Raw genomic sequence first — 23501 nt, 5'->3', positions numbered from 1 at the left:
TGCTGAAGCGCAGCCCAGGCTCAGGGGATGAGCAGCACCTTGCCCGTGGTTCGGCGGGCCTGGAGGTCCTCGTGTGCGCGGGCCGCATCGGCGAGCGGGTACCGGGCACCGATGCGCACATCGAGCTGGCCTGCTGCGACGGCGCCGAAGAGTTCCTCCGAACGCCAGCGGCGCTCCTCGGGGGAGAGCAGGTGGTGCGCGAGGGTGGGCCGGGTGACGAAGAGTGAGCCGCCGCTGTTGAGGCGTTGCAGCTCCAACGGGGGCACCGCGCCGGAGGCCGCCCCGAAGAGCACGAGGGTGCCGCGGATCCGCAGTGAGCGCAGCGAGTCGTCGAACGTCGCCCGGCCCACGCCGTCGTACACGACGTCCACCCCGACGCCGTCCGTCAGGGTCTTCACGGCGTCGGCGAATCCCTCGTAGCGCAGCACCTCATCGGCGCCGGCGGTGCGCGCGAGGTCCTCCTTCTCCGGCGTCGAGACCGTGGTGATCACGCGGGCACCCTTCGCCTTGAGGAGCTGGATCAGCAGCAGGCCCACGCCGCCCGCGCCCGCATGGACGAGCACCGTGTGGTCGGGCTGGACGGGAAAGGTGGAGTTGATGAGGTAGTGGGCGGTCATGCCCTGCAGGGGGAGGGCGGCCGCGGTCTCCAGATCCACGCCCTCCGGCACCGGAAGCGCCCGGTCCGCGTCCACGAGGGCGTACTCCGCATAGGTGCCCGTCCCCTCGGCGAACGCGACGCGGTCGCCGGCGGAGAAGCCCGAGACGTCCTCGCCGGATGATTCCACCGTCCCGGCCGCCTCGGCCCCCGGGGTGAAGGGGTGGTCGACGGCGTAGGCGCCGCTGCGCTGATACGTCTCGATGAAGTTCACCCCTGCGGCGGCGACCCTCACCAGCAGTTGGCCCGGGCCCGGGGCGGGGCGGTCGACGGTCGCGAGGCTGAGGACGTCCGGACCGCCCGGTGCGGTGACGACGATGGCTGAGGGCATGGTGCTTCCTTTCGGTGGCGTTCCCTCATGCTATTCCCGCGGTGGTTCCTGTGTGCCCGGGCCGGGGTGTGGCAGGCTGACGTGATGCCCACCACACCCGCACCCCTCGTCTACCTCAGCTTTCCCGGAACGGCACGGGAGGCGCTGGGTTTCTACGCCGACGTGTTCGGCGGTGAGCTGACCCTGCACTCCTATGCAGAGTTCGGCAGGACGGACGGCCCGCCCGATGCCGTGGCCCATGGTGTGCTCGACGGCGTCGTCGCCCTCGCAGGATCGGATGCGGCAGCAGGAGAGCAGGCCGTGCGGTGCGAGGGCCTCATGCTGTCGCTGCTGGGGACCGCCGAGCCGACGGTCCTCCACGCATGGTTCGACAAGCTGTCGGTCGGCGGGTCGAGCATCGCTCCGCTGACTCCGAAGCCGTGGGGTGCTTCGGACGGCCAGGTCACCGATCGCCACGGCCTTCGCTGGCTGATCGGGTACGAGCCCCACGCGTGACCGCGCACGACCGCGGAAGGACGACCCATGGCGCAGTTCGCCATCCTCATCGACGCGGACGAGTCCCTTCACGCCATGCACGCGGCAGCGGTCGACCTCGAGGAGAACGACCGGCATGCCCGGGACAGCCGGAACCCGGCGGCCCGCACCAGCACGGGCGGTGTCGAGGTCTGCCCCGTCCGTAGCGGGGCGTCACGACAGCAGGGGTCACTACCTGAGCCTCCGTGCGGGCGTCACGACCGCCGGACGAAGCCTGAGTGCATAACTATGTATGGCTATGCATGATGTTGTTGTAGGCTGAAGCCATGACGTTCACCGCAGCCGTGTCAGGCGCCAGTGGGTATGCCGGAGGAGAGATCCTGCGGCTCCTCGCCAACCACCCGGAGATCGAGATCGGGGCGATCACGGCCCACAGCAACGCCGGCGCGCGCCTCGGCGACGTCCAGCCCCACCTGCATTCCCTCGCCGACCGGGTGCTGCAGGAGACGACCCCCGAGGTCCTCACCGGACACGACGTCGTCTTCCTCGCCCTGCCCCACGGTGCGAGCGCCGAGGTCGCCGCCCGGCTTCCGGCGGACACGCTCGTGATCGACGCCGGCGCCGATCACCGCCTGCAGGACCCCGCCGCGTGGACGAAGTTCTACGGCTCGGCCCATGCGGGCACCTGGCCCTACGGACTGCCCGAACTGCCGGGCCACCGGGCCGGTCTCGCCGGAGCCCGCCGGATCGCCGTCCCGGGCTGCTACCCCACGAGCGTCCTCCTCGCCCTCACCCCGGGCTTCGCCGCGGGCCTCCTCGAGCCCGACGACGTCGTCGTCGTCTCCGCGTCCGGTACCTCCGGGGCGGGCAAGGCCGTCAAGCCCCACCTTCTCGGGTCCGAGGTGATGGGCGGTATGAGCCCCTACGGCGTCGGCGGCGGGCACCGCCACACCCCCGAGATGGAGCAGGGCCTGAGCCGCGCCGCCGGCGAGCGCGTGTCCCTCTCCTTTACGCCCACACTGGCGCCCATGGCCCGCGGCATCCTGACCACGGCGACCGCCCGCGTGAAGCCCGGCGTCGGGTACACGCAGCTGCGGCAGGCGTGGGAGGACGCCTACGCGGCCGAGTCCTTCGTGCGGGTGCTGCCCGAGGGCCAGTGGCCCACCACCAAGGCGGTCCTCGGCTCCAACTACGCGAACCTCCAGCTGGCCTTCGACGACCACGCGGGTCGCGTGATCGTGAGCTGCGTCGTCGACAATCTCACCAAGGGGACGGCCGGTGGCGCGGTGCAGTCCATGAACATCGCCCTCGGACTCGACGAGACCGCGGGCCTGACCATCCAGGGGATCGCACCGTGAGCATCACCTATCCGGGCGGGTTCCGCGCTGCGGGCGTCGCCGCCGGCCTGAAGAGCACCGGCAAGCCCGACGTCGCCCTCGTCGCCAACGACGGACCGCTGCACAACGCGGCCGCCGTGTTCACCTCCAACCGCGTGGCGGCGGCACCCGTGCTGTGGTCCCGGCAGGTCGTCTCGGACGGACGCGTCGACGCCGTCGTCCTCAACTCCGGCGGCGCCAACGCCTGCACCGGACCCGAGGGCTTCCAGAACACCCACCGGACCGCGGAGGTCACCGCCGAGCTCCTCGGGATCTCCGCGACCGACGTCTTCGTGTGCTCCACCGGCCTGATCGGTGAACAGCTCCCGATGGACCGGCTGCTGGACGGCGTCACCCATGCGGCCGGATCCCTGGGCAGGGGCGGTGGACCCACCGCCGCCGAGGCGATCATGACCACGGACACGGTGGCCAAGGAGGCCCGGTACCCGGCGACGGCCGACGCCGCGAGCGAGGGCTACGCGATCGGCGGGATGGCCAAGGGAGCCGGCATGCTGGCGCCGGGCCTGGCCACCATGCTCGTGGTCCTCACCACGGACGCCGCCCTCGATGCCGCGACCCTCGACGCCGCCCTGCGGGAGGCGACCCGCGTGAGCTTCGACCGCACCGACGCGGACGGTTGCATGTCCACCAACGACACCGTGGTGCTGCTCGCCTCCGGCGCCGCGGGTGTCACACCGGACCCGGCGCAGTTCACCAGGGCCCTCACGCAGGTCTGCCTCGACCTTGCGGCGCAGCTCATCCACGACGCCGAGGGCGCGAGCCACACCATCGCCGTCACCACCATGAACGCCGCGTCCGAGCGCGACGCCGAGGTGGTCAGCCGCGCCGTCGCCCGCTCCAACCTGTTCAAGACCGCCATCTTCGGCAACGATCCCAACTGGGGCCGCGTCCTCGCGGCCGTCGGCACTACCGACGCCGTCTTCGAGCCGGACGCCCTGAACGTCTCGATGAACGGCGTGCAGATCTGCCGGAACGGCGGGATCGGGGATCCGCGCGACCTCGTGGACCTCACCGGCCGGGACGTGTCCGTCGAGATCGACCTCGCCGCCGGGACGGCGAGCGCCACGATCTGGACCAACGACCTCACGCACGAGTACGTGCACGAGAACTCCGCCTACTCGAGCTGACGGGAGACGCCATGACGAGCAGTGACACGAGCACCGACACGCACCCGACGGCGACGCCGTCGGCCTCGACCCTGAAGGCGCAGGACAAGGCCGCCACACTGGTGGAGGCGCTGCCCTGGATCCAGCGGTTCGCCGGCACCACGATGGTCATCAAGTACGGCGGCAACGCCATGGTGAACGAGGAGATGCGCCGGGCCTTCGCCGAGGACGTCGTCTTCCTCCACCATGTGGGCATCCGGCCCGTCGTGGTGCACGGCGGCGGCCCCCAGATCAACGCAATGCTCCAGAAACTCGGCATCGAGTCCGAGTTCAAGGGCGGCCTGCGCGTGACGACCCCCGAAGCCATGGACGTGGTCCGGATGGTCCTCACCGGCCAGGTGGGCCGCGAACTCGTAGGCCTCATCAACTCCCACGGCCCCTATGCCGTCGGCCTGTCCGGCGAGGACGGCGGGCTGCTGCGCGCGGTCCGTACCGGGACCGTCGTCGACGGCGAGACCGTGGATCTCGGGCTCGTCGGTGACGTGACCGCCGTCCATCCCGGCGCCATCCTCGACATCCTCCAGGCCGGGCGCATCCCCGTGATCTCCACCGTCGCCCCGGAGTACGACGCCGACGGCGAGGCCGTGCAGCAGGTCCTCAACGTGAACGCCGATTCCGCCGCCGCGGCGCTGGCCGCCGCCCTCGGGGCCTCGAAGCTCGTGATCCTCACCGACGTGGAGGGGCTCTACGCGGCCTGGCCGGACCGCAGCTCCCTCATCTCCTCCCTGACCGCGAGCGAACTCCGCGAGCTCCTGCCCAGCCTCGAATCCGGCATGATCCCGAAGATGACGGCATGCCTGCAGGCCGTCGAGGCCGGGGTGGAGCGCGCGCACATCGTCGACGGGCGGCTGGCCCACTCGATGCTGCTCGAGACCTTCACCACGGCGGGCATCGGCACGCAGGTGGTCCCCGACGACACGACCGTCACCCCGCAGCCCACGGCTCCCGAAGGGGCAGCATGAACAACACCACAGTGAACACCACAGCCGTCCACGAGACCGCGGACCTGCTCACCGGCGGGACGTCCGGCGCGGACTGGCTGGCCCGCTACGGCTCCTCGCTGATGGGCGTCTTCGGGACGCCGCAGCGCGTGCTGGTGCGCGGATCCGGCTGCTTCGTGTGGGACGCCGACGGCGGGCAGTACCTCGACCTCCTCGGCGGCATCGCGGTCAACGCCCTCGGGCACGCGCACCCCTTCGTCACCTCCGTCGTCTCCAGCCAGCTCGCGACCCTCGGCCACATCTCCAACTTCTTCACGAGCCCCACGCAGGTGGCGCTCGCCGAGAAGCTCCTGGCCCTCGCCGAGGCGCCCACCGGGTCCCGCGTGTTCTTCACCAACTCCGGTGCGGAGGCCCTCGAGGCGGCGGTCAAGCTCGCACGACGCAACAGCACACCGGGGCGGCAGCGCATCCTCGCCCTCGACGGCGCCTTCCACGGCCGCACCATGGGGGCCCTCGCCCTCACGTCCAAGAAGGCCTACCGCGAACCCTTCGAGCCCCTGCCCGGCGGCGTGGAGCACATCCCCTTCGACGACATCGAGGCACTCAGGTCCGCCATGGACTCCTCCGTGGCAGCGCTCGTCATCGAACCCATTCAGGGCGAGGCCGGCGTCCGGCCCCTCTCACCCGAGTACCTGCGTGCAGCGCGGGAGCTGACCCGCGAACACGGGGCGCTGCTGATCCTCGACGAGGTCCAGTCCGGCGTCGCGCGGACGGGCCGCTGGTTCGCCCACCAGTGGGTCGACGGCGTGGTCCCCGATGCCATGACGCTCGCCAAGGGCCTTGGCGGCGGCTTCCCGATCGGCGCGCTCGTCACGTTCGGCGAGGACGCCTCCTCGCTGATCGGCGCGGGCCAGCACGGCAGCACCTTCGGGGGGAACCCCGTGGCCACCGCGGCGGGCCTCGCCACGCTGCACGTCCTCGAGACGACGGGCGCCCTGCAGCACGCGTCCGACGTCGGCGCCCTCCTCGCCTCGCGGCTCGCAGCCACCGACGGGGTCACCGCGGTGCGCGGCCAGGGCCTGCTCATCGGGTTCGACGTCGACGGCGAGTATGCACCGGAGGCGGTCCAGGCGGCGCTCGCCGCAGGATTCATCATCAACGCGACGGGGCCCTCGACCCTTCGACTCGCACCTCCGCTCATCCTCACCGCCGAGCAGGCAGCGACGTTCCTGGACGCCCTGCCCGCCATCCTCACCACCGCCCGCACCGCACACTCCGACACCCGGGAGGCAACCCCATGACGCGCCACTTCCTCGTCGACACGGATCTCTCACCCGCCGAGCAGACCGAGGTCCTCGACCTCGCCGTCGAACTCAAGGCGAAGCCCTACGCCCATGCGCCGTTCGCGGGGGAGGGCGCGGGCCGCAGGACGGTCGCCGTCATCTTCGACAAGACCTCCACCCGGACCCGGGTGTCCTTCGCCGCCGGCATCGCGGACCTCGGCGGAGTGCCGCTGATCATCGGGGCGGGGGACTCCCAGCTCGGGCACAAGGAATCCATCACCGACACCGCCAGGGTCCTCGACCGGATGGTCGCGACGATCGTGTGGCGCACCTACGCCCAGGCCGGACTCGAGGAGATGGCCGCGGCGTCGAGCGTCCCCGTCATCAACGCCCTCTCGGACGACTACCACCCGTGCCAGCTGCTCGCGGACCTGCTCACCATCCGGGAGCACAAGGGCACGCTCGCCGGGCTCACCCTGACGTACCTGGGGGACAGCGCCAACAACATGGCCAACTCCTACCTCCTCGCCGGGGCCACGGCCGGGATGCACGTCCGGATCGCCGGGCCCGAGGGCTACCTCCCCGACCCGGCGGTCGTGGCCGCGGCCGAGGATCGGGCGGCCGAGACCGGCGGGTCCGTCCTCGTCACCGTGGACGCCGCCGCCGCGCTCGCAGGGGCCGACGTCGTCGCCACCGACACCTGGGTGTCGATGGGCCAGGAGAAGGAGAAGGCGGCACGGCAGGAGCTGTTCCGTTCCTACGCCGTCGACGCCGCCGCCATGGCGCTGGCCGCGCCCGACGCCGTCGTGCTCCACTGCCTCCCCGCCTACCGCGGCTACGAGATCGCCGCCGACGTCATCGACGGCCCGCAGTCGCTCGTCTGGGACGAGGCCGAGAACCGGCTGCACGCGCAGAAGGCGCTCATGACATGGCTCGTGCAGCGGTCCGCCCGATCCGACGGGCAGGGGAGCGGCTCATGACCGTGCAGCGCGATTCCGCCCGCCTCACCACGAAGACCGCCCGGCACGCCCTCATCACGGACCTCCTCACCGCCCGGTCCGTGCGCTCGCAGGTGGAGCTGGCCACCCTGCTCGCCGCCGACGGCGTGCAGGTCAACCAGGGGACGCTGTCGCGGGACCTCGTGGAGCTCGGCGTCGTGCGCGTCCGCGGAGCCGAGGGCGCGCTGATCTACGCGGTGCCCGTGGAGGGCGGCGGCCGGCACGCCCGCAGCGGCGTGTCCCAGGAGATCCTCGACGCGCGGCTCGCGAAGCTGTGCAACGAACTGCTCGTGACGGCGGAGGCCTCGGGGAACATCGTCATCCTGCGGACGCCGCCGGGAGCCGCGAACTTCCTCGCCCTGGCCATCGACCACTCGGTGATGCCCACGATCCTCGGCACCATCGCCGGCGACGACACCGTGATGCTCGTCAGCCGCGACCCCGACGGCGGCGCCGCCGTCGCCGACCGCTTCCTCGGACTCGCGCAGGAACCGCAAGGGCCCGCCGACCCGTCCTGATCCGTCATGATGCCCGGCCCTGCGCCGGCCGCGGCATGACACCCTGAACATCAACACACCCACGGGCGCACCGCCCGGACAATCGAAGGAGCACCTCCCGTGACCGAACGCATCGTCCTCGCCTACTCCGGCGGACTCGACACCTCCGTAGCCATCGGCTGGATCGCCGAAGCCACCGGGGCCGAGGTGATCGCCGTGGCCGTCGACGTCGGACAGGGCGGCGAATCCCTCGAGACCATCCGCCAGCGCGCGCTCGGCTGCGGCGCCGTCGAAGCCTACGTGGCCGACGCCCGTGAGGAGTTCGCCACCGACTACTGCATGCCCGCCCTGAAGACGAACGCGCTCTACATGGACGCCTACCCCCTCGTCTCCGCGCTGTCCCGGCCCGTGATCGTCAAGCACCTCGTCGCCGCCGCGCGTCAGTTCGGCGCCACGACCGTGTCCCACGGCTGCACCGGCAAGGGCAACGACCAGGTGCGCTTCGAGGTCGGCATCCAGACCCTCGGCCCCGACCTGAAGTGCATCGCCCCCGTCCGCGACCTCGCCCTCACACGCGACAAGGCCATCGCCTTCGCCGAGGAGAAGGGCCTGCCCATCGAGACCACCAAGAAGAACCCGTTCTCCATCGACCAGAACGTCTGGGGCCGCGCCGTCGAGACCGGGTTCCTCGAGGACATCTGGAACGGACCCACCAAGGACGTCTACGACTACACCGAGTCGCCCGAGTTCCCACCCGCCGCCGACGAGGTGATCGTCTCCTTCAAGGAGGGCATCCCCGTAGCCATCGACGGCAACACCGTCACGCCGCTGCAGGCCATCGAGGAGCTCAACCGCCGGGCCGGTGCCCAGGGGATCGGCCGCATCGACATCGTCGAGGACCGCCTCGTCGGCATCAAGAGTCGCGAGATCTACGAGGCCCCCGGCGCGATGGCCCTCATCGCCGCGCACCGCGAACTCGAGAACGTCACCATCGAGCGCGAGCAGGCCCGCTTCAAGAAGACCGTCGACCAGCGCTGGACCGAACTGGTGTACGACGGCCAGTGGTTCTCGCCGCTGAAGCGCTCGCTGGACACCTTCGTCGACGACACGCAGAAGTACGTCACCGGCGACATCCGCATGGACCTCCACGGCGGCCGCGCGACCGTCACCGGCCGCCGCTCCGACGTCGCGCTCTACGACTTCAACCTCGCGACCTACGATTCCGGCGACACCTTCGACCAGTCGATGGCCCGCGGCTTCATCGAGATCTTCGGCCTGTCCTCCAAGGTGGCCTCGAGCCGGGACCAGCGGGCGGGCGCCTGATGGCTCAAGAGCCCGTGGTGGGCCCACGAGCGCAGGGGTCCCCGGCCGAGCGAAGCGAGGTCGGGGGGCGCCCGGTGGGCCCACGAGCGCAGGGGTCCCCGGCCGAGCGAAGCGAGGTCGGGGGGCGCCCGGGGACGAACGAGGGTTCGCTGTGGGGCGGCCGGTTCGCCGGCGGCCCCGCCGACGCCCTCGCCGCGCTCAGCAAGTCCACGCACTTCGACTGGCGGCTGGCGGTCTACGACATCGAGGGCTCCCGCGCCCACGCCCGCGTGCTCCACCGCGCCGGCCTGCTCGACGACGGCGAGCTCGCCGGGATGATCGACGCCCTCGACCGTCTCGACGCCGACGTGCGGTCCGGCGCGTACGCGCCGGCGCCGAGCGACGAGGACGTCCACGGGTCGCTCGAGCGCGGCCTCATCGAGCGTGCCGGCCCGGCGCTCGGCGGCAAGCTGCGTGCGGGCCGTTCCCGCAACGACCAGGTGGCGACGCTCGGACGCATGTACCTCCGGGACCACGCGCGGATCATCGCCCGCGGCGTCCTCGCGACGATCGGTGCCCTGGTCGACCAGGCCGAGGCCCACCTCGAGGTGCCGATGCCGGGACGCACGCACCTGCAGCACGCCCAACCGGTGCTGCTGAGCCACCACCTGCTGGCCCATGCCTGGGCCCTGCTGCGGGACGTGCAGCGGCTACAGGACTGGGATCGGCGTGCCGGGGTCTCACCCTACGGTTCGGGCGCCCTCGCCGGGTCCTCGCTGGGCCTGGACCCCGAATCCGTCGCCGCTGACCTCGGATTCTTCTCCGCGACGCACAACTCGATCGACGGGACGGCGTCGCGGGACGTCTACGCGGAGTTCGCCTGGATCGCCGCGATGATCGGGGTGGATCTCTCCCGCGTGAGCGAGGAGATCATCATCTGGGCCACGAAGGAGTTCTCCTTCGTCACGCTCGACGACGCCTTCTCGACCGGCTCGTCGATCATGCCGCAGAAGAAGAACCCCGACGTCGCCGAGCTCGCGCGCGGCAAGGCGGGGCGGCTGATCGGCGACCTGACGGGACTGCTCGCCACACTGAAGGGACTGCCCCTCGCCTACAACCGGGACCTGCAGGAGGACAAGGAGCCGGTGTTCGACGCCGTCGACACCCTCGAGGTCCTGCTGCCCGCGGTCTCGGGCATGATCGCGACCCTCGTGTTCGACACGGAGCGCCTGGCCTCCCTCGCCCCTCAGGGCTTCGCCCTCGCGACGGACATCGCCGAGTGGCTCGTCCGTCAGGGCGTGCCGTTCCGTGAGGCGCACGAGCTCTCGGGCGCCGCCGTCAGGATCGCCGAGCAGCGCGGTGTGGAGCTGTGGGACCTGACCGATGAGGAGTTCGCCGGGATCTCCGCGCACCTGACGCCCGCGGTGCGCGAGGTGCTCACGGTCGAAGGATCGCTGGCCAGCCGCGACGCGCAGGGCGGTACGGCTCCGGCCGCCGTCCGACGCCAGCTCACCGCGCTGCGTGCCGAGCTCGACGGCGTCGAGGCGTACGCCGCCGGCTGACGGCCCACTCCTGGCCACCGACGACGGCGCGGCTCCTCCTGGGGCCGCGCCGTCGTCGCTCATGCCGGTGACGGCCCGTCCTACGCGCCACCAGCACCCCCGCTCCTCCCAATTCCCTCACCGAACCCGCTGCCTCCAGCTGGACAGACCGATCGATCCGTCACAGAATTTCGAGGACGATCCGTCACATCGGGGTCGGTGCACGACTCGGAGAACCCCCGGAGGAGAGATCACGCCATGAGAATCGCTATCCTCGGAACCGGCTCCGTCGGGCGCACGCTTGCCGCGCGGCTCATCGAACTGGGGCACGATGTCACTCTCGGCACCCGCGATGCCCAGGCCACGCTTGCCCGCAAGGAGGCCGACGCCCTGGGCAACGCACCCTTCGCCGACTGGGCGGCCGCGAACCCCGACGTCACTGTGCGCGGCTTCGCTGATGCTGCCTCGGGGGCGGAGATCGTCATCAACGCGACGAACGGCAGTGCGTCCATGGACGCGCTGGCTCGGGTCGGGATGGAGGGCCTCGACGGCAAGGTCGTCCTCGACCTCGCCAACCCCCTCGACTTCAGCCGCGGCATGCCACCGACCCTGCTCGTCAAGGACACAGACTCTCTCGGCGAGCAGATTCAGCGCGCCTTCCCCACCGCCCGCGTCGTCAAGTCGCTCAACGCCGTCACGGCAGACCTCATGGCCCATCCGGGGAACCTGCCCGAGGCCGGCACCGTCTTCGTCTCCGGGAACGACGCCGACGCCAAGCACATCGTGACGACCCTGCTGGAGGAGTTCGGCCACCAGGACATCATCGATCTCGGTGATATCACCACCGCCCGAGGCACCGAGATGCTCCTGCCCGTCTGGCTCCGCCTCTACAGTGCTCTCGGCACACCTGCCTTCAACTTCAAGATTGTCCGCTGAACCCGACGGTTCCTCCGTACCCGAACCGGGAAACCTCCGTGGCGAGATCATGCTCCCTCCCATCACCATCCACATCGTGCACACGGCTCTGAGCGGGGCAACCTCACCCACCGCCGACCTGTTGCACGACAACGCCCGCCCCGAACGTTCGGCGATCGGGCGATGGACGACCTCCACGGGCGGTTCCCTGGCTACGATGCGAGGATGACGGACTTCTTGGAGCAACCGGAGTGGCACAACGCTCCAATGCAACCGGTGCCGATCACCAGGCCCGCCGCGCAGAAGTGGCTCGATGCGTATGTGGCGGCGTGGAAGAGCTACGACGAAGGAGCCATTTCAGATCTATGGTCGGAGGGTGCTGTCTGGCATTACCCCTTCCAGACGCGAGCATCAGGACGCGACCGGATCGTCGCTGAGTGGATGAGCGAGCGTGACGACTTCGTGGGCGAGTCCTTCGACGCCAAGTACCATCCGGTCGCCATTGAGGGCGTCCGGGTCGTCGCCCATGGCAGGACCGTCTTCTACCAGCCGGAGAGTGACCGGGTGGTCACGGCATACGACAACATCTGGTTCCTCCGGTTCGACGACTCGGGCCGGTGTACCGAGTTCCATGAGTGGTATGCCGGTCGCCCTGAGGACGAACCCGATCGAGCAGTCCCCAATGATCGCGCGCACGAGGATCGCTGACGAGTGGCGGTTCACCGCGCAGGCGGTCGCGGGACTCTGGAAACCCTTCGCAGCCCCCGCCTGCAGATTGGGCGTCCAGCCTCACGGATCGGTGATGATGGCACGGATCGCGGAGGCCAACGCCGATTCCTCGACCGGAAGACCCATGAATACCGTGGCGCTGATCATCCCGTCCACCATCCCGACGATCAGGGCGGACTTCTCCTCCGGTCGGCTGACGCCGATGGATCGCAGAGCGTCCGTACCCCAGGCGAAGAGTCGCTGCCGCCCCTCCGCGAGGGCTGCTGCGGACGACGGCGTGTCAGAGGCGTGGACCAGGAGTGCCTGCCTGGCCCGTGCATGGTCGCGGCCGGTGGTCCCGGCTGCCGACGCGAAGCGGGCCAAAGGTGCCGCCACGTCATCCGCTGTCCCGGGACTCCCACTCCGGAGCCGCCCCAGCTCCCGGTGATCCGCCCGCACCAGGAAGTCGACGACGGCGCTCACGAGAGCCTCCTGTGTCCTGAACAGGTTCGACGTCGAGCCGAGCGGCACGCCCGCCGTGCGGTCCACGGCGCGGTGTGTGAGCGCGCCCGGCCCCCCTGCGGCGAGCAGGGACACGGCAGCGCTGCACAGCACTTCTCGACGTTCCACCCGATGAAACTACACCTGTTGTGCAGGAACTACAAACGTAGTACGTTCGCGGCATGACGACAGCGACAGTTGTGGGCGCGGGCATTGCTGGACTCACCGTCGCCGTCGGTCTGCACCGTGCGGGGTGGTCGGTTCAGGTGCTGGAGCAGGAACAGACAGTGCGCGCCTCCGGCACGGCGGTCCTGCTGCAGCGGACTGCAGTGAACGGACTCGAATCTCTCGGGCTCGGCCCCGGGATCGACGCTCGGGCGATCCCCCTCACCGGCCTGCAGCTCCGCACGCGCGGAGGTCTGCCGATCTCACCGTCCCGGCCCCCGTCCGGGGCCGTCCTGATCGAGCGGGCGGACCTCGCCGGCCTTCTCCGGGACTCCCTGCCGGAGCCGGCGCTCGTCCTCGGTCACCCCCTGGTGGCAGGCGATCTTGCCAGTGCGTGCGCGGACGCCGCGCTGGTCGTCGGAGCAGATGGCGTCCACAGCACCCTGCGCGGCGCACTCTTCGGCCGTGCGTACCGCGCGACCGCGACCGGCACCACGGTGTGGCGGGGGACAGCCGAGGTGACGACCGCCGGTCTGACCGAGTACTGGGGCCAGCGACGTCGCTTCGGGATCAGTGGCAGGCCGAGCGGGGGAACGAACTGGTATGCGACGGCGACGGCGACGGTGCCACCGGCCCGCCGCATGTCAGGGCAGGAGGAGTCCGAGGAGCTTCAGAGGCTGTTCGGGCATTGGGACGGGGCGGTGGCCGCGACCGTCGCGAGCATCGGTGAGGGGAGTGTCCTGCGACACGACATCCATCACCTGGCACGCCGGTTGCCGCGGTACCAGCTGGGGAATGTGGCCCTGATCGGTGACGCAGCCCATGCCATGACGCCGGACCTCGGGCGCGGCGCGAACGAGGCGATCCTCGACGCCCTGTCCCTGGTCGGCAACCTCGAGGCGCACGACCGCGTGGACCGCGCACTGGCCGCTTACGACAGGTCCCGGCGCCGGGTCACCCAACTGACCGCGGCCGCATCCCTCGCCGTGCACACCCTCATCCATTGCGCGCCGGGGCAGACGATCCCGACGACACCCGGCGATCACGCCCGGCCACGATCCGATGCGTAGTGGGATCCTTCCCGGGCGGACCCCGCCGGCCCCGCTACGCCCGCCGCGAAGTGCTTTGACACCGCGCACCGCCCGGCGCATCGTGTGAGCATGCAGCCCACCGCCCCGCGCGCCACGCTCCGGGAATTCTTCCCCTACCTGCGGGGGCACGTGCGCGTCCTCGTGCTGGTCGCCGTCGTCTCCCTCGTCTCGACGGGCCTCTCGATCGCCCAACCCCTCATGGTCCAGCAGCTCGTCAACGCCGTGTCAGCGAACCGCCCCTCCACCGTCTTCGTGTGGTTCCTCGTCGCCATCACCCTGGGTGGAGCCGTCTTCGGGGCGGCCCAGTCCTACCTCCTGCAGCGCACCGCGGAGTCCGTGGTCCTCGGGGTGCGCCGGTCCCTGGTGGGACAACTGCTCGCGCTGCCCATCCGCGAGTTCGACCGCCGCCGCGTCGGCGACCTCATGTCGAGGGTCGGTTCGGACACCACTCTCATGCGCAGCGTCATCACCTCCGGCCTGTTCGAGATCGTCTCCTCCATCCTGATGTTCTGCGCGGCCGTCGTCCTCATGGTCCTCATCGACCCCCTGCTGTTCGGCATCACGCTGTCGGCCGTCCTGCTGGGAGCGGGAGGCGTCGTGTTCCTCGGGCGCCTCATCCGCAAGCGCAGCCGCGACGTCCAGGACGCCGTCGGCTCGATGACCGCCGCCGTCGAGCGGGGGCTCTCCGGCATCCGCACCATCAAGGCGTCGGTCGCCGAGGACCGCGAGGCCGCGGTGATCGACGTCGAGGCGACCACGGCCTACAACGCCGGCATCGCCATGGCCCGCCTCCAGGCCGCCGTCCAGCCCATCATGTCCATCTGCGTCCAGGGCGCATTCATCGTGGTCCTGGCCGTCGGCGGGATCCGGGTGGCCGCCGGTGAACTGCTGCTCGGCGACCTGATCGCCTTCATCCTGTACCTGTTCCTGCTCGTGATGCCCATCGGGTCCGCCATGAGCGCGTTCGTACAGATCCAGTCCGGCCTCGCGGCGCTGGACCGCATCCAGGAGATCGCCCGGCTGGAGCCGGAACGGGCGGACGAGGAGCGCCTCGTCGCACGCGCACCGGAACCGTCGCCCCCCGTCCACGGCAGCACCATCGAACTGCGCGAGGTCAGCTTCCGCTACGGCGACGACGACGCGGATGACCTCGACCCCGCCGTGGGTGCCGCGAACGAGCGACCGGTGGCAGCGAGCGGGCCGGCCTCGCCGGTGTCACCCGTCTCCCCGGTGTCACCCGTCTCTCCGGTGGTGCCCGGCACCCCGGAGGGGCGCGGACGGGACGGCGATGCCGGCCGGCCGGTCCTCGACGGCGTCAGCTTCACCGTCCCCGCGGGCAGCAGGACGGCCCTCGTGGGGCCCTCGGGTGCCGGCAAGTCCACGGTGCTGGCCCTGCTGGAGCGGTTCTACGAACCGACAGCAGGCAGCATCGTGGTGGACGGCGTCGCGCTGCCGGCGATCCCGCGCTCGGAGCTGCGCGCGCGCATCGGCCTCGTGGAGCAGGAGGCCCCCGTCCTCAGTGGCACCCTGGCGGACAATCTCCGGCTGGCAGCCCCGCACGCCACGGACGACCAGCTCCGCCGCGTCCTCGCGGCGGTCGGCCTCGACGCGCTGGGGGATCGGTCGGACGACGGCCTGGACCTGAACCTGGGCGAGGACGGGATCCGGCTCTCGGGCGGCCAGCGGCAGCGCCTCGCGTGGGCCCGCGTGATCCTCGCCGACCGTCCCGTCCTGCTGATGGACGAGCCGACGTCGGCCGTCGATTCGCGGACCGAGCAGCTGCTCCAGCAGACGCTGGGAGAGGCCGCACGGGATCGCACCGTGGTCGTCGTCGCCCACCGCCTGTCCACGGTGGCGGACTTCGACCAGATCGTGGTGTTGGACCAGGGGCGGGTCGCCGCGGTCGGCACGCACGATGAACTCCTCGAGAGCAGCGACCTCTACCGTGACATGGCGGCCCGGCAGCGCCTGGTGGCCCACGCCTGATGCGCCCGGCGGGTCAGGTGGCCGGCGCTGAACGGGCCTCCCGGTCGAGGAGCCGCTGCTTGACCGGCAGCCCCCAGCGGAAGCCGCCCAGCGAGCCGTCCGTCCTGATGACCCTGTGGCAGGGGACGAAGAGCGCGGCGGCGTTCTTCGCACACGCTCCCGCCGCGGCCCGGACCGCGGTCGGGTTGCCCGCCCGGGCGGCGTACTCGAGGTAGGTGACCGGTGCGCCGGGGGCGATCGTGCGCAGGACGTCCCAGGCGTGGGTACGGAACGGACCGGACGCCTGTCGCACCCGCACCGCCGTGATGGCGTCGACGTCCCCGTCGTAGTAGCGGGCCACGGTGTCGAGGATGGGTCGCAGGGCCGACGCGGCAGGGTCGAAGCGGGCGGCCAGGAGGCTCGGGTGGATCTGCCCGACCAGGTCTTCCCGGAGGGAGGTCCAGCCGGACGAGAGGACCGCGCCCTCCGCCTCGATCACGGTGAAGGGGCCGTCGGGCGTGTCGACGGTCTCGGTGGTGGCGCCGCGGAGGGCGGCGGGTGGGGCGAGGGTTGCGCTCATGGCGGTGGCATCCGTTCGGTGGGTCGGTCCAGGGTACGTGGCGAGGTGGTCAGGCGGCGTCATCGACGGTTCTCCCGGCGGCCGGGAGGGCGGTCGGTGCCGGGGCGGTCCGCCACAGGTGCAGGGTCGCGTACGAGCGCCAGGGCCGGACGTCGGCCATCGCGGCCTCGAGGGCGACAGCGGAACCTCCTGGGGTCGAGCCCTCCGTGACCCGGGCCCAGCCTGCCCGGACGGCGGCGTCGCCCGGGAGGTGGATGTCCGGGTGGCCGAGCACGCGCATCAGGACGTAGTCGGCCGTCCAGGGTCCCACGCCGTCCAGCCGCAGCAGATCCTCGCGCAGCGGGGCGGCATCGGAGCCGATCCCGAGCGCGAGGGTCCCGGAGGCGAGCTTCTCGGCCGCGGCGCGCAGCGCAGCGTCACGCCGACGCGGCCCCCGCAGGAGGGGCCCGGGCAAGGCGGCGAGGTCCTCGGCGGAGGGGAAGAAGCGGTCCAGGCCGGTGCCCGGAACACTGACCGCCGGCCCCGCCGCAGTGAGCCGGGCGAGGGCCGTCGTCGCCGCAGCCACCGTGACCTGCTGGCCTGCGATCGCGCGGATCAGCATCTCGTGGGGATCCAGCGACCCGGGCAGGCGCAGGCCCGGCCGGTCCGCGACCAGCGCGGCGAACCGGGCGTCGCGGGACAGCGCGGCATCGACCGCCACGGGGTCGGCGTCGAGGTCGAACAGCCGCCGGATACGGCCGAGCAGGGGCGGGAGGTCTGCCAGCCCCGCCACCGAGACCGTGACGGGCAGCGCTGCCCGCCCGTTCCCGCGCGGTTCGACGGGGTCGGCCCTGAACCACGCGGGCCCGGCCGGCAGGCGGAGCAGGCGTTCGTAGCTCGTCGCAGTACCGATCTCCGGACCGGCGACCGCGCGGGCGGCGAGGAAGCGGAAAATGCCGTTGTCGTACGGCAGCCGCACGGGCAGGGACAGGGAGAGGCGGAGCGGCCCACCGGGTTCCGGCACCGGCGAGCGGCTCGTCCCGGGCCGGTGGGGTGAGGCCTCGCGCAGCCGGCCCGGGGTGAGGTCGAAGACCTGCTGGACGGTGTCGTTGAACTGCCGGATGCTCCCGAAGCCCGCGGCGAACGCCACGTCCGCGAAGCGGAGCGTCGTGGCGGTGAGGAGGGTGCGGGCCGTCTGGGCGCGGTGTGCGCGGGCCAGCGCGAGCGCTCCGGCGCCGAGCTCGTCCGTGAGGATGCGGTTGAGCTGCCGGGGGGAGTAGCCGAGCCGCGCCGCCAGGCCGGGCACGCCCGCGCGGTCCACCTCGCCGTCGGCGATGAGCCGCATGGCGCGGGCCGCCGCGTCGCTGCGGAGATTCCACTCGGGATCCCCCGGAACGGCCTCGGGCAGGCACCGCTTGCAGGCGCGATACCCGGCTTCGTGAGCGGCCGCGGAGGTGCGGAAGAAGGTGACGTTGGCGGGTTTCGGCGTCCGGGCGGGGCAGGAGGGCCGGCAGTAGATGCCCGTGCTCGAGACAGCGGTGACGAACTGCCCGTCGAAGCGGGCGTCCCGGGCGTCGATCGCCCTGTACTGCTGCAAGAAGTCCATGCCGCCATCCTGCCACCCGGCCGGGCTCCATACTAGCGGGATTCGGACACGGCGGACGGCGGGGCGGGTGACGCCTTTGCTACGGTCGAAGCGTGATCGATGAGAGCAGGACGCACCCGGACACCCGCGCACGACTGGGGGGCAGTGCCCTCGAGGTCGCGCCGTCGCTCCTCGGCGCGCACCTGACACACAGCACCGACGACGGCGAGGTCACCGTCCGCATCACGGAGGTCGAGGCCTACCTCGGCCCGGACGATCCGGGCTCCCATGCGTTCCGGGGCAGGACCGCGCGGAACGCAACGATGTTCGGACCCGCCGGGCACCTCTACGTCTACTTCACCTACGGCATGCACTACTGCGCCAACATCGTGTGCGGGAACGAGGGGTGGGCCACGGGACTGCTCCTCCGGGCGGGGGAGATCGTCGACGGCACGGGCCTCGCCCGCGATCGGCGCTCGCATCCGTCGACGGACCTCGACCTCGCCCGGGGACCCGCACGCCTTGCACAGGCGCTCGGCCTCGACCGCCGGAACGACGGCGCGGACGTGCTCGCGCCCCCCTTCCTGCTGGTCCTGCCGGAGGTGCCCGCGACGGCGGTCCTCAGTGGCCCGCGCGTGGGGGTCAGCGGCGTTGCCGGGACGGAGGAGTATCCGTGGCGCTTCTGGCTGCCGGAGGAGCCAACGGTCTCCCGGTACCGTCCGGGAAAGCCCCGCGCAGCCCGTAAGGTTGATCCGTGAATATCAGCGATACGGACCTCCCCCCGGTGCAGGCCGCAGGCGCGTCCCGACTGGCAGCGCAGGCGCGGGAGGCCGTGGACCGCCTCTGCGCGGTGGTCCCCGACTTCCCGTCGCCCGGCATCATGTTCAGGGACCTGACGCCGGTCTTCTCCGACGCGCAGGGCTTCCGCGCGGTCGTCGACGCGCTCGTCGAGGCCTTCGCGGGCCAGTTCGACGCCGTCGCCGGGGTAGAGGCCCGCGGTTTCCTCCTCGCCGCCGCCGTCGGCTACGCGACCGGCACCGGCGTCGTCACCATCCGTAAGGCGGGCAAGCTGCCCCGCGCCGTGTACCGGGAGTCCTACGACCTCGAATACGGTCAGGCGTCCCTCGAGATCCACCAGTCGGACCTGCCCGCCGGGACGCGCGTGCTCCTGCTCGACGACGTCCTCGCCACGGGGGGAACACTCGTCGCCGCGGGAGCGTTGCTCGAACAGGCCGGCGCCGTCGTCGTCGGGTGCGGTGTGGTCCTGGAGCTCGCGGACCTCCCCGGACGCGACGCCCTGGCGGGCCGGCGGGTGCACGCGCTCGAAACCGTGTAGCGTCCACCACGCTAGAATTGACGGTCTGCCTTTGATGGAAGGAAATGTCCGATGCACGAGACGTCCCAGGCCAAGGCCGAGCTGGAGCACGAGCGCGGCTACGTCGACGGCCTGTACCAGCGTCTCGATGAACTCCGTGCGGAGAAGGCCCTCCAGCTCGCCGAGGTCCGGCGCACGCAGGCGGCCGGATCCCACCAGAACAGGTCGGAGCGGGACGCCTTCGCGACGATGTACGAGGACCGCCTCGCGCAGCTCAACGCCGTCGACGACCGCCTCGTCTTCGGCCGCCTCGACCTCGACGACGGCGACAAGCGCTACATCGGCCGCATCGGCCTCTCCGACGAGGACCTCCGGCAGCTCATGGTCGACTGGCGGGCCCCCGAGGCCGGCACGTTCTACCAGGCGACGGCCTTCGAGCGCATGGGCGTACGCCGCCGCCGCCACCTGATCCTCTCGCGGCGCGACGTCGTTGCGATCGAGGACGACGTCCTCGACGCGGACCTCCTCGGCGACGACGACTCGCTGCAGGGCGAGGGCGCCCTGCTCGCCGCGCTGAACACGCGGCGCACCGGCCAGATGTCCGACATCGTGGGCACCATCCAGGCGGAGCAGGACCGCATCATCCGGGCGCCGCTGCCGGGGGTGACCGTGGTCCAGGGCGGTCCGGGCACGGGCAAGACGGCCGTCGCTCTCCACCGCGCCGCGTACCTCCTGTACACGCACCGTGACCGGCTGAAATCCGCCGGCGTGCTGCTGGTCGGACCCACCGACGCCTTCATGAAGTACATCGAGCGCGTCCTGCCGTCCCTGGGCGAGACCGGCGTCGTCATGGCGGGTATCGGCACCCTGATGCCCGGCGTCAGGACCGTCCAGGAAGCGGACGAGACCGCGGCAGCCCTCAAGGGCCGGCTGGAGATGGCCGGGGTCATCCGCAACGCCGTCGCGAACCGCGAGCGTGTCCCGTCCGAGAACAAGCGTCTCAACGTCGAAGGCACCCTGCTCACCCTCACCCCGCGGCAGGTGGCCCGCGCCCGTGAGCGTGCCCGGGCGACCGGGAAACCCCACAACGAAGCGCGCGTCACCTTCGTCAAGATCCTCCTCCGCGAGCTCACCGAGCAGCTGCTGGACAAACTCGAGGAATCCTCCGGCGGCGGCAACAACGCCGACCGCTCCTATCTCGCCGAGGACGTCCGCAGCTCCCGCGACGTGCGCATCGCCCTCAATCTCGCCTGGATGCCCCTGACCCCGCAGAAGCTGGTGTCCGAACTGTTCGCACGCCCGGAGCTGCTGCGTGCGGCGGCCCCCCACCTGGACGAGGACGAACTGGCGGTCCTCGCCCGGCCCGCGGACGCCCCCTGGACCGAAGCGGATGTGCCCCTGCTCGACGAGGCGGCGGAGCTGCTCGGGGACCTCGACCCGTCGGCCGGACGCGACACCGCCGCCCGCGAGCAGGAGCAGAAACGCGATCTCGCCAACGCCGAGCGGGCCCTCGAGAACGTCAACGCCTCCCTCGAGGATGCCGGGGTGGACGGGGTGCTGACCGCCGAGGATCTCGCGCAGCACAACGCCGTGACCGCCACCCGGCTCTCGGCCGCCGAGCGTGCCTCAGGGGACCGCACCTGGGCCTACGGGCACATCGTGGTCGACGAGGCCCAGGAACTCTCCCCGATGCAGTGGCGCCTGCTGATGCGGCGCTGCCCGCTGAAGTCCTTCACCATCGTGGGGGACATCGCGCAGACCAGCTCGGCCGCGGGATCGCGGTCCTGGCAGCAGGCCCTCGAACCCTTCGTGCGTGACCGCTGGCAGCTCGAGGAGCTCACCGTCAACTACCGCACGCCCGCGCAGATCGCCGAGGCGGCGGTGCGCATGGCGAATGCGGCGGGGCTCGTCGTGTCCGCGCCGAAGGCGGTGCGCGAGGGACGCTTCCCGCCGCTCCTGGACACGGTGGACGACGCCGTGGCGGCCCTGGTACAGGCCATGCCCGAGGAACTGGCGGCCATCGACGGCGGCCTGCTCGCCGTCATCGCGCCGGACCACCTGCTGCCTGCCGTCCGCGACGCCCTGGCGCCCGCGTACGGGGAGCGCGTCGGTTCCGGTGCGGGCGGGCCGGGCCAGGACATCGTGGTGATCAGTCCGCGCGGGTCGAAGGGGCTGGAATTCGACGGCGTCGTGATCCTCGAACCGCAGGAGATGCTCGATTCCGCGACGGCCAGGGTCGGCGACCTCTACGTGGCGATGACCCGCCCCACGCAGCGCCTCCGCGTCATCTCGAGCGGCCGGATTCCTGCTGGTATTGCCGACTGATAATTTGGACTCGTGTCCCAGCAAACAGATATCCCGGTCAGTGGCCTCGCAGGCCAGCGCAACGATCCCTCCTTCGACGGCATCCACGACGAGCTCGTGTGGCGCGGTCTGATCCATGTCTCCACCGATGAGGGCGAGCTGAAGGAACTGCTGGCGGGTCCGTCCATCACCTTCTACTGCGGGTTCGACCCCACGGCCCCGAGCCTCCACCTCGGCAACCTGGTGCAGCTGCTGACGATGCGCCGCCTCCAGCTCGCCGGCCACCGTCCCCTCGGCCTGGTCGGCGGCTCCACCGGCCTCGTCGGCGACCCGCGGCCGACGGCGGAGCGCACCATGAACACGAAGGAGACCGTCGCCGAGTGGGTCGGTTCCCTCGAGGCCCAGGTGCGCCGCTTCCTCGACTTCGAGGGGGGCAACAAGGCGCGGATCGTGAACAACCTCGACTGGACCGGCCCGATGAGCGTCATCGATTTCCTGCGCGATGTGGGCAAGTACTTCCGTGTCGGCACCATGATCAGGAAGGAGACGGTCGCCAAGCGGCTCAACTCCGACGAGGGCATCAGCTACACCGAGTTCAGCTACCAGATCCTGCAGGGCATGGATTTCCTGCAGCTGTTCCGCGACTACGACTGCGTGCTGCAGACCGGCGGGTCCGACCAGTGGGGCAACCTCACCAGCGGCACCGACCTCGTCCGCAAGGTCGAGGGCAGGAGCGTGCACGCCATCGGTACGCCCCTGATCACCAACTCGGACGGCACCAAGTTCGGCAAGAGTGAGGGCAACGCCATCTGGCTCGACGCCGCCATGACCAGCCCCTACGCGATGTTCCAGTTCTGGCTGAACACCTCCGACGCCGACGTCGCCGAGCGCCTGCGGATCTTCACCTTCCGCAGCCGTGAGGAGATCGAAGCGCTCGAGCAGGCGATGGCGGAGAGGCCGCACGAGCGGGCGGCGCAGCGAGCCCTCGCCTATGACGTCACCGCCCTGGTGCACGGCGTCGACGCGACCGAGAAGGTCATCGCCGCATCGGCGGCCCTGTTCGGGCAGGGCGACCTCGGGTCCCTCGACCTCGCGACCCTCGAGGCGGCGACGGCCGAACTCGACTCCGTCGCGGTCTCCCGGGACGGACTGGGCATCGTCGACCTGCTGGTCGCCTCCGGCCTGTCCGCGAGCAATTCCGCGGCCCGTCGCACCATCGGGGAGGGGGGCGCCTACGTGAACAACGCGAAGATCACCGACGCCGACCACGTCATCGGCGAGGACGACCTGCTGCACGGCCGCTACCTCCTCGTGCGCCGCGGCAAGCGCAACCTGGCCATGATCGACGTGGCCTGACCGGCCCCGCGACGACCCGGAGAGCCGGCACGCCCCGCGGGGTGTGCCGGCTCCTCCCATGACCGGGCCCACCTCGTGCAGGTGGACGCCAGGTGGATTTGGTGCGGGGGCCGAGCAGCCGTATAGTTATGGAGTTGCCCCGGTGTGGGTGGCCATCCCCTTCAAATTCTGTGGTCGGTTCGTGCGCTGTGAGGCGTGGTCGAATTCGGCTTCTTTTTGTGGTGGGTTTGTTCTTTTGTCGTATTTCTTTTTGCTGGTGGTTTAGGTCACGGCGGGGGATTTGACAGGGGAAAAGAAAGTGAAATAAGCTGTGAACATAACGGCGAGGGAAAGCGGAGCCGAGTGGGCGTGTGAGCGTCGGGTTCCGTGAGTAATCGGTTGTTCCTGTTGTTTGAGAACTCAATAGTGTGCCAAGTTTGTTGATACCGATTGTTTTTTGATTGGTTGAATTT

The 23501-nt window shown here is 70.9% G+C and carries 22 protein-coding genes; 18 read left to right on the top strand and 4 right to left on the bottom strand.

All coding sequences use genetic code 11. The features are described 5' to 3' along the window. Positions 1-20 precede the first annotated feature (20 nt). The gene (locus tag CXQ92_RS16920; protein WP_104168954.1) at positions 21-986 is read right to left on the bottom strand and encodes a quinone oxidoreductase; all 966 of its coding nucleotides are present in this window, start codon (positions 984-986) and stop codon (positions 21-23) included. 84 nt (positions 987-1070) lie between these two features. Between CXQ92_RS16920 and CXQ92_RS16915 the strand changes: the two genes are divergently transcribed. From CXQ92_RS16915 to CXQ92_RS16860, 12 genes are all read left to right on the top strand, one after another. Continuing rightward, entirely contained in the window at positions 1071-1481 is a 411-nt protein-coding gene (locus CXQ92_RS16915; protein WP_104168953.1) for a VOC family protein, read from the top strand. 27 nt (positions 1482-1508) lie between these two features. Then, positions 1509-1766 (top strand): hypothetical protein, encoded by a 258-nt coding sequence (locus CXQ92_RS16910; RefSeq protein WP_104168952.1) that lies wholly within the window; start codon positions 1509-1511, stop codon positions 1764-1766. Positions 1767-1786: 20 nt separating this feature from the next. Next, complete coding sequence (gene argC / locus CXQ92_RS16905; protein WP_104168951.1) at positions 1787-2818, top strand: N-acetyl-gamma-glutamyl-phosphate reductase; 1032 nt, start codon at positions 1787-1789, stop codon at positions 2816-2818. Beyond that, a complete protein-coding gene (gene argJ, locus CXQ92_RS16900) occupies positions 2815-3984 on the top strand; it encodes a bifunctional glutamate N-acetyltransferase/amino-acid acetyltransferase ArgJ (protein ID WP_104168950.1) in 1170 nt (389 codons plus the stop codon). The genes argC and argJ overlap by 4 nt, the downstream gene beginning before the upstream one ends. 11 nt (positions 3985-3995) lie before the next feature. Next, entirely contained in the window at positions 3996-4985 is a 990-nt protein-coding gene (argB, locus tag CXQ92_RS16895; RefSeq protein ID WP_104168949.1) for an acetylglutamate kinase, read from the top strand. Continuing rightward, on the top strand, positions 4982-6265 hold the full coding sequence (locus tag CXQ92_RS16890) for an acetylornithine transaminase (RefSeq protein WP_104168948.1): 1284 nt from the start codon (positions 4982-4984) through the stop codon (positions 6263-6265). Before argB ends, CXQ92_RS16890 begins: the two co-directional genes overlap by 4 nt. Continuing rightward, positions 6262-7227, top strand: coding sequence for an ornithine carbamoyltransferase (gene argF, locus CXQ92_RS16885; protein WP_104168947.1), 966 nt, complete (start codon positions 6262-6264; stop codon positions 7225-7227). The genes CXQ92_RS16890 and argF overlap by 4 nt, the downstream gene beginning before the upstream one ends. Beyond that, a complete protein-coding gene (locus CXQ92_RS16880; RefSeq protein ID WP_104168946.1) occupies positions 7224-7763 on the top strand; it encodes an arginine repressor in 540 nt (179 codons plus the stop codon). The genes argF and CXQ92_RS16880 overlap by 4 nt, the downstream gene beginning before the upstream one ends. A gap of 99 nt (positions 7764-7862) precedes the next feature. After that, the gene (locus tag CXQ92_RS16875; RefSeq protein ID WP_104168945.1) at positions 7863-9065 is read left to right on the top strand and encodes an argininosuccinate synthase; all 1203 of its coding nucleotides are present in this window, start codon (positions 7863-7865) and stop codon (positions 9063-9065) included. A 74-nt stretch (positions 9066-9139) separates the two neighbouring features. Further along, positions 9140-10606 carry an argininosuccinate lyase gene (argH, locus tag CXQ92_RS16870; protein ID WP_258070033.1) on the top strand — a complete coding sequence of 489 codons (1467 nt, stop codon included), beginning with the start codon at positions 9140-9142 and terminating at the stop codon, positions 10604-10606. A gap of 237 nt (positions 10607-10843) precedes the next feature. Continuing rightward, entirely contained in the window at positions 10844-11521 is a 678-nt protein-coding gene (locus tag CXQ92_RS16865; protein ID WP_104168943.1) for an NADPH-dependent F420 reductase, read from the top strand. 162 nt (positions 11522-11683) lie between these two features. Then, on the top strand, positions 11684-12208 hold the full coding sequence (locus tag CXQ92_RS16860; RefSeq protein WP_104168942.1) for a nuclear transport factor 2 family protein: 525 nt from the start codon (positions 11684-11686) through the stop codon (positions 12206-12208). An 81-nt stretch (positions 12209-12289) separates the two neighbouring features. On the opposite strand, the gene CXQ92_RS16855 is transcribed toward CXQ92_RS16860, so the two are convergent. After that, complete coding sequence (locus CXQ92_RS16855; protein WP_146067505.1) at positions 12290-12838, bottom strand: TetR/AcrR family transcriptional regulator; 549 nt, start codon at positions 12836-12838, stop codon at positions 12290-12292. A 53-nt stretch (positions 12839-12891) separates the two neighbouring features. Here CXQ92_RS16855 and CXQ92_RS16850 point away from each other — a divergent pair, with 53 nt between their 5' ends. Then, positions 12892-13944: an FAD-dependent monooxygenase gene (locus tag CXQ92_RS16850; protein ID WP_104168940.1), complete on the top strand. Its 1053-nt coding sequence runs from the start codon at positions 12892-12894 to the stop codon at positions 13942-13944. Positions 13945-14034: 90 nt separating this feature from the next. Further along, positions 14035-15951: an ABC transporter ATP-binding protein gene (locus tag CXQ92_RS18300; protein WP_181033725.1), complete on the top strand. Its 1917-nt coding sequence runs from the start codon at positions 14035-14037 to the stop codon at positions 15949-15951. Positions 15952-15964: 13 nt separating this feature from the next. Here CXQ92_RS18300 and CXQ92_RS16840 read toward each other — a convergent pair whose 3' ends face one another. Further along, a complete protein-coding gene (locus CXQ92_RS16840) occupies positions 15965-16510 on the bottom strand; it encodes a methylated-DNA--[protein]-cysteine S-methyltransferase (RefSeq protein WP_104168939.1) in 546 nt (181 codons plus the stop codon). Positions 16511-16559: 49 nt separating this feature from the next. Further along, a complete protein-coding gene (locus CXQ92_RS16835; RefSeq protein WP_104168938.1) occupies positions 16560-18095 on the bottom strand; it encodes a DNA-3-methyladenine glycosylase 2 family protein in 1536 nt (511 codons plus the stop codon). Positions 18096-18190: 95 nt separating this feature from the next. On the opposite strand from CXQ92_RS16835, the gene CXQ92_RS16830 reads away from it, so the two are divergent. Genes CXQ92_RS16830 through tyrS form a run of 4 tightly spaced genes read left to right on the top strand, consistent with a single transcriptional unit; the run spans position 18191 to position 23049 of the window. Then, positions 18191-18832 carry a DNA-3-methyladenine glycosylase gene (locus CXQ92_RS16830; RefSeq protein ID WP_104169004.1) on the top strand — a complete coding sequence of 214 codons (642 nt, stop codon included), beginning with the start codon at positions 18191-18193 and terminating at the stop codon, positions 18830-18832. Positions 18833-18882: 50 nt separating this feature from the next. Next, positions 18883-19410 (top strand): adenine phosphoribosyltransferase, encoded by a 528-nt coding sequence (locus CXQ92_RS16825; RefSeq protein WP_104169003.1) that lies wholly within the window; start codon positions 18883-18885, stop codon positions 19408-19410. Between the two features lie 51 nt (positions 19411-19461). Beyond that, entirely contained in the window at positions 19462-21714 is a 2253-nt protein-coding gene (locus tag CXQ92_RS16820) for an AAA family ATPase (protein ID WP_104168937.1), read from the top strand. Positions 21715-21744: 30 nt separating this feature from the next. Then, positions 21745-23049 carry a tyrosine--tRNA ligase gene (gene tyrS, locus CXQ92_RS16815; protein WP_104169002.1) on the top strand — a complete coding sequence of 435 codons (1305 nt, stop codon included), beginning with the start codon at positions 21745-21747 and terminating at the stop codon, positions 23047-23049. The last annotated feature ends 452 nt before the right edge of the window (positions 23050-23501 follow it).

The sequence above is a fragment of the Arthrobacter sp. SX1312 genome (genome assembly GCF_002929295.1).
Taxonomy (GTDB): domain Bacteria; phylum Actinomycetota; class Actinomycetes; order Actinomycetales; family Micrococcaceae; genus Arthrobacter_D.
This window is presented reverse-complemented; position numbering and strand designations above follow the sequence as displayed.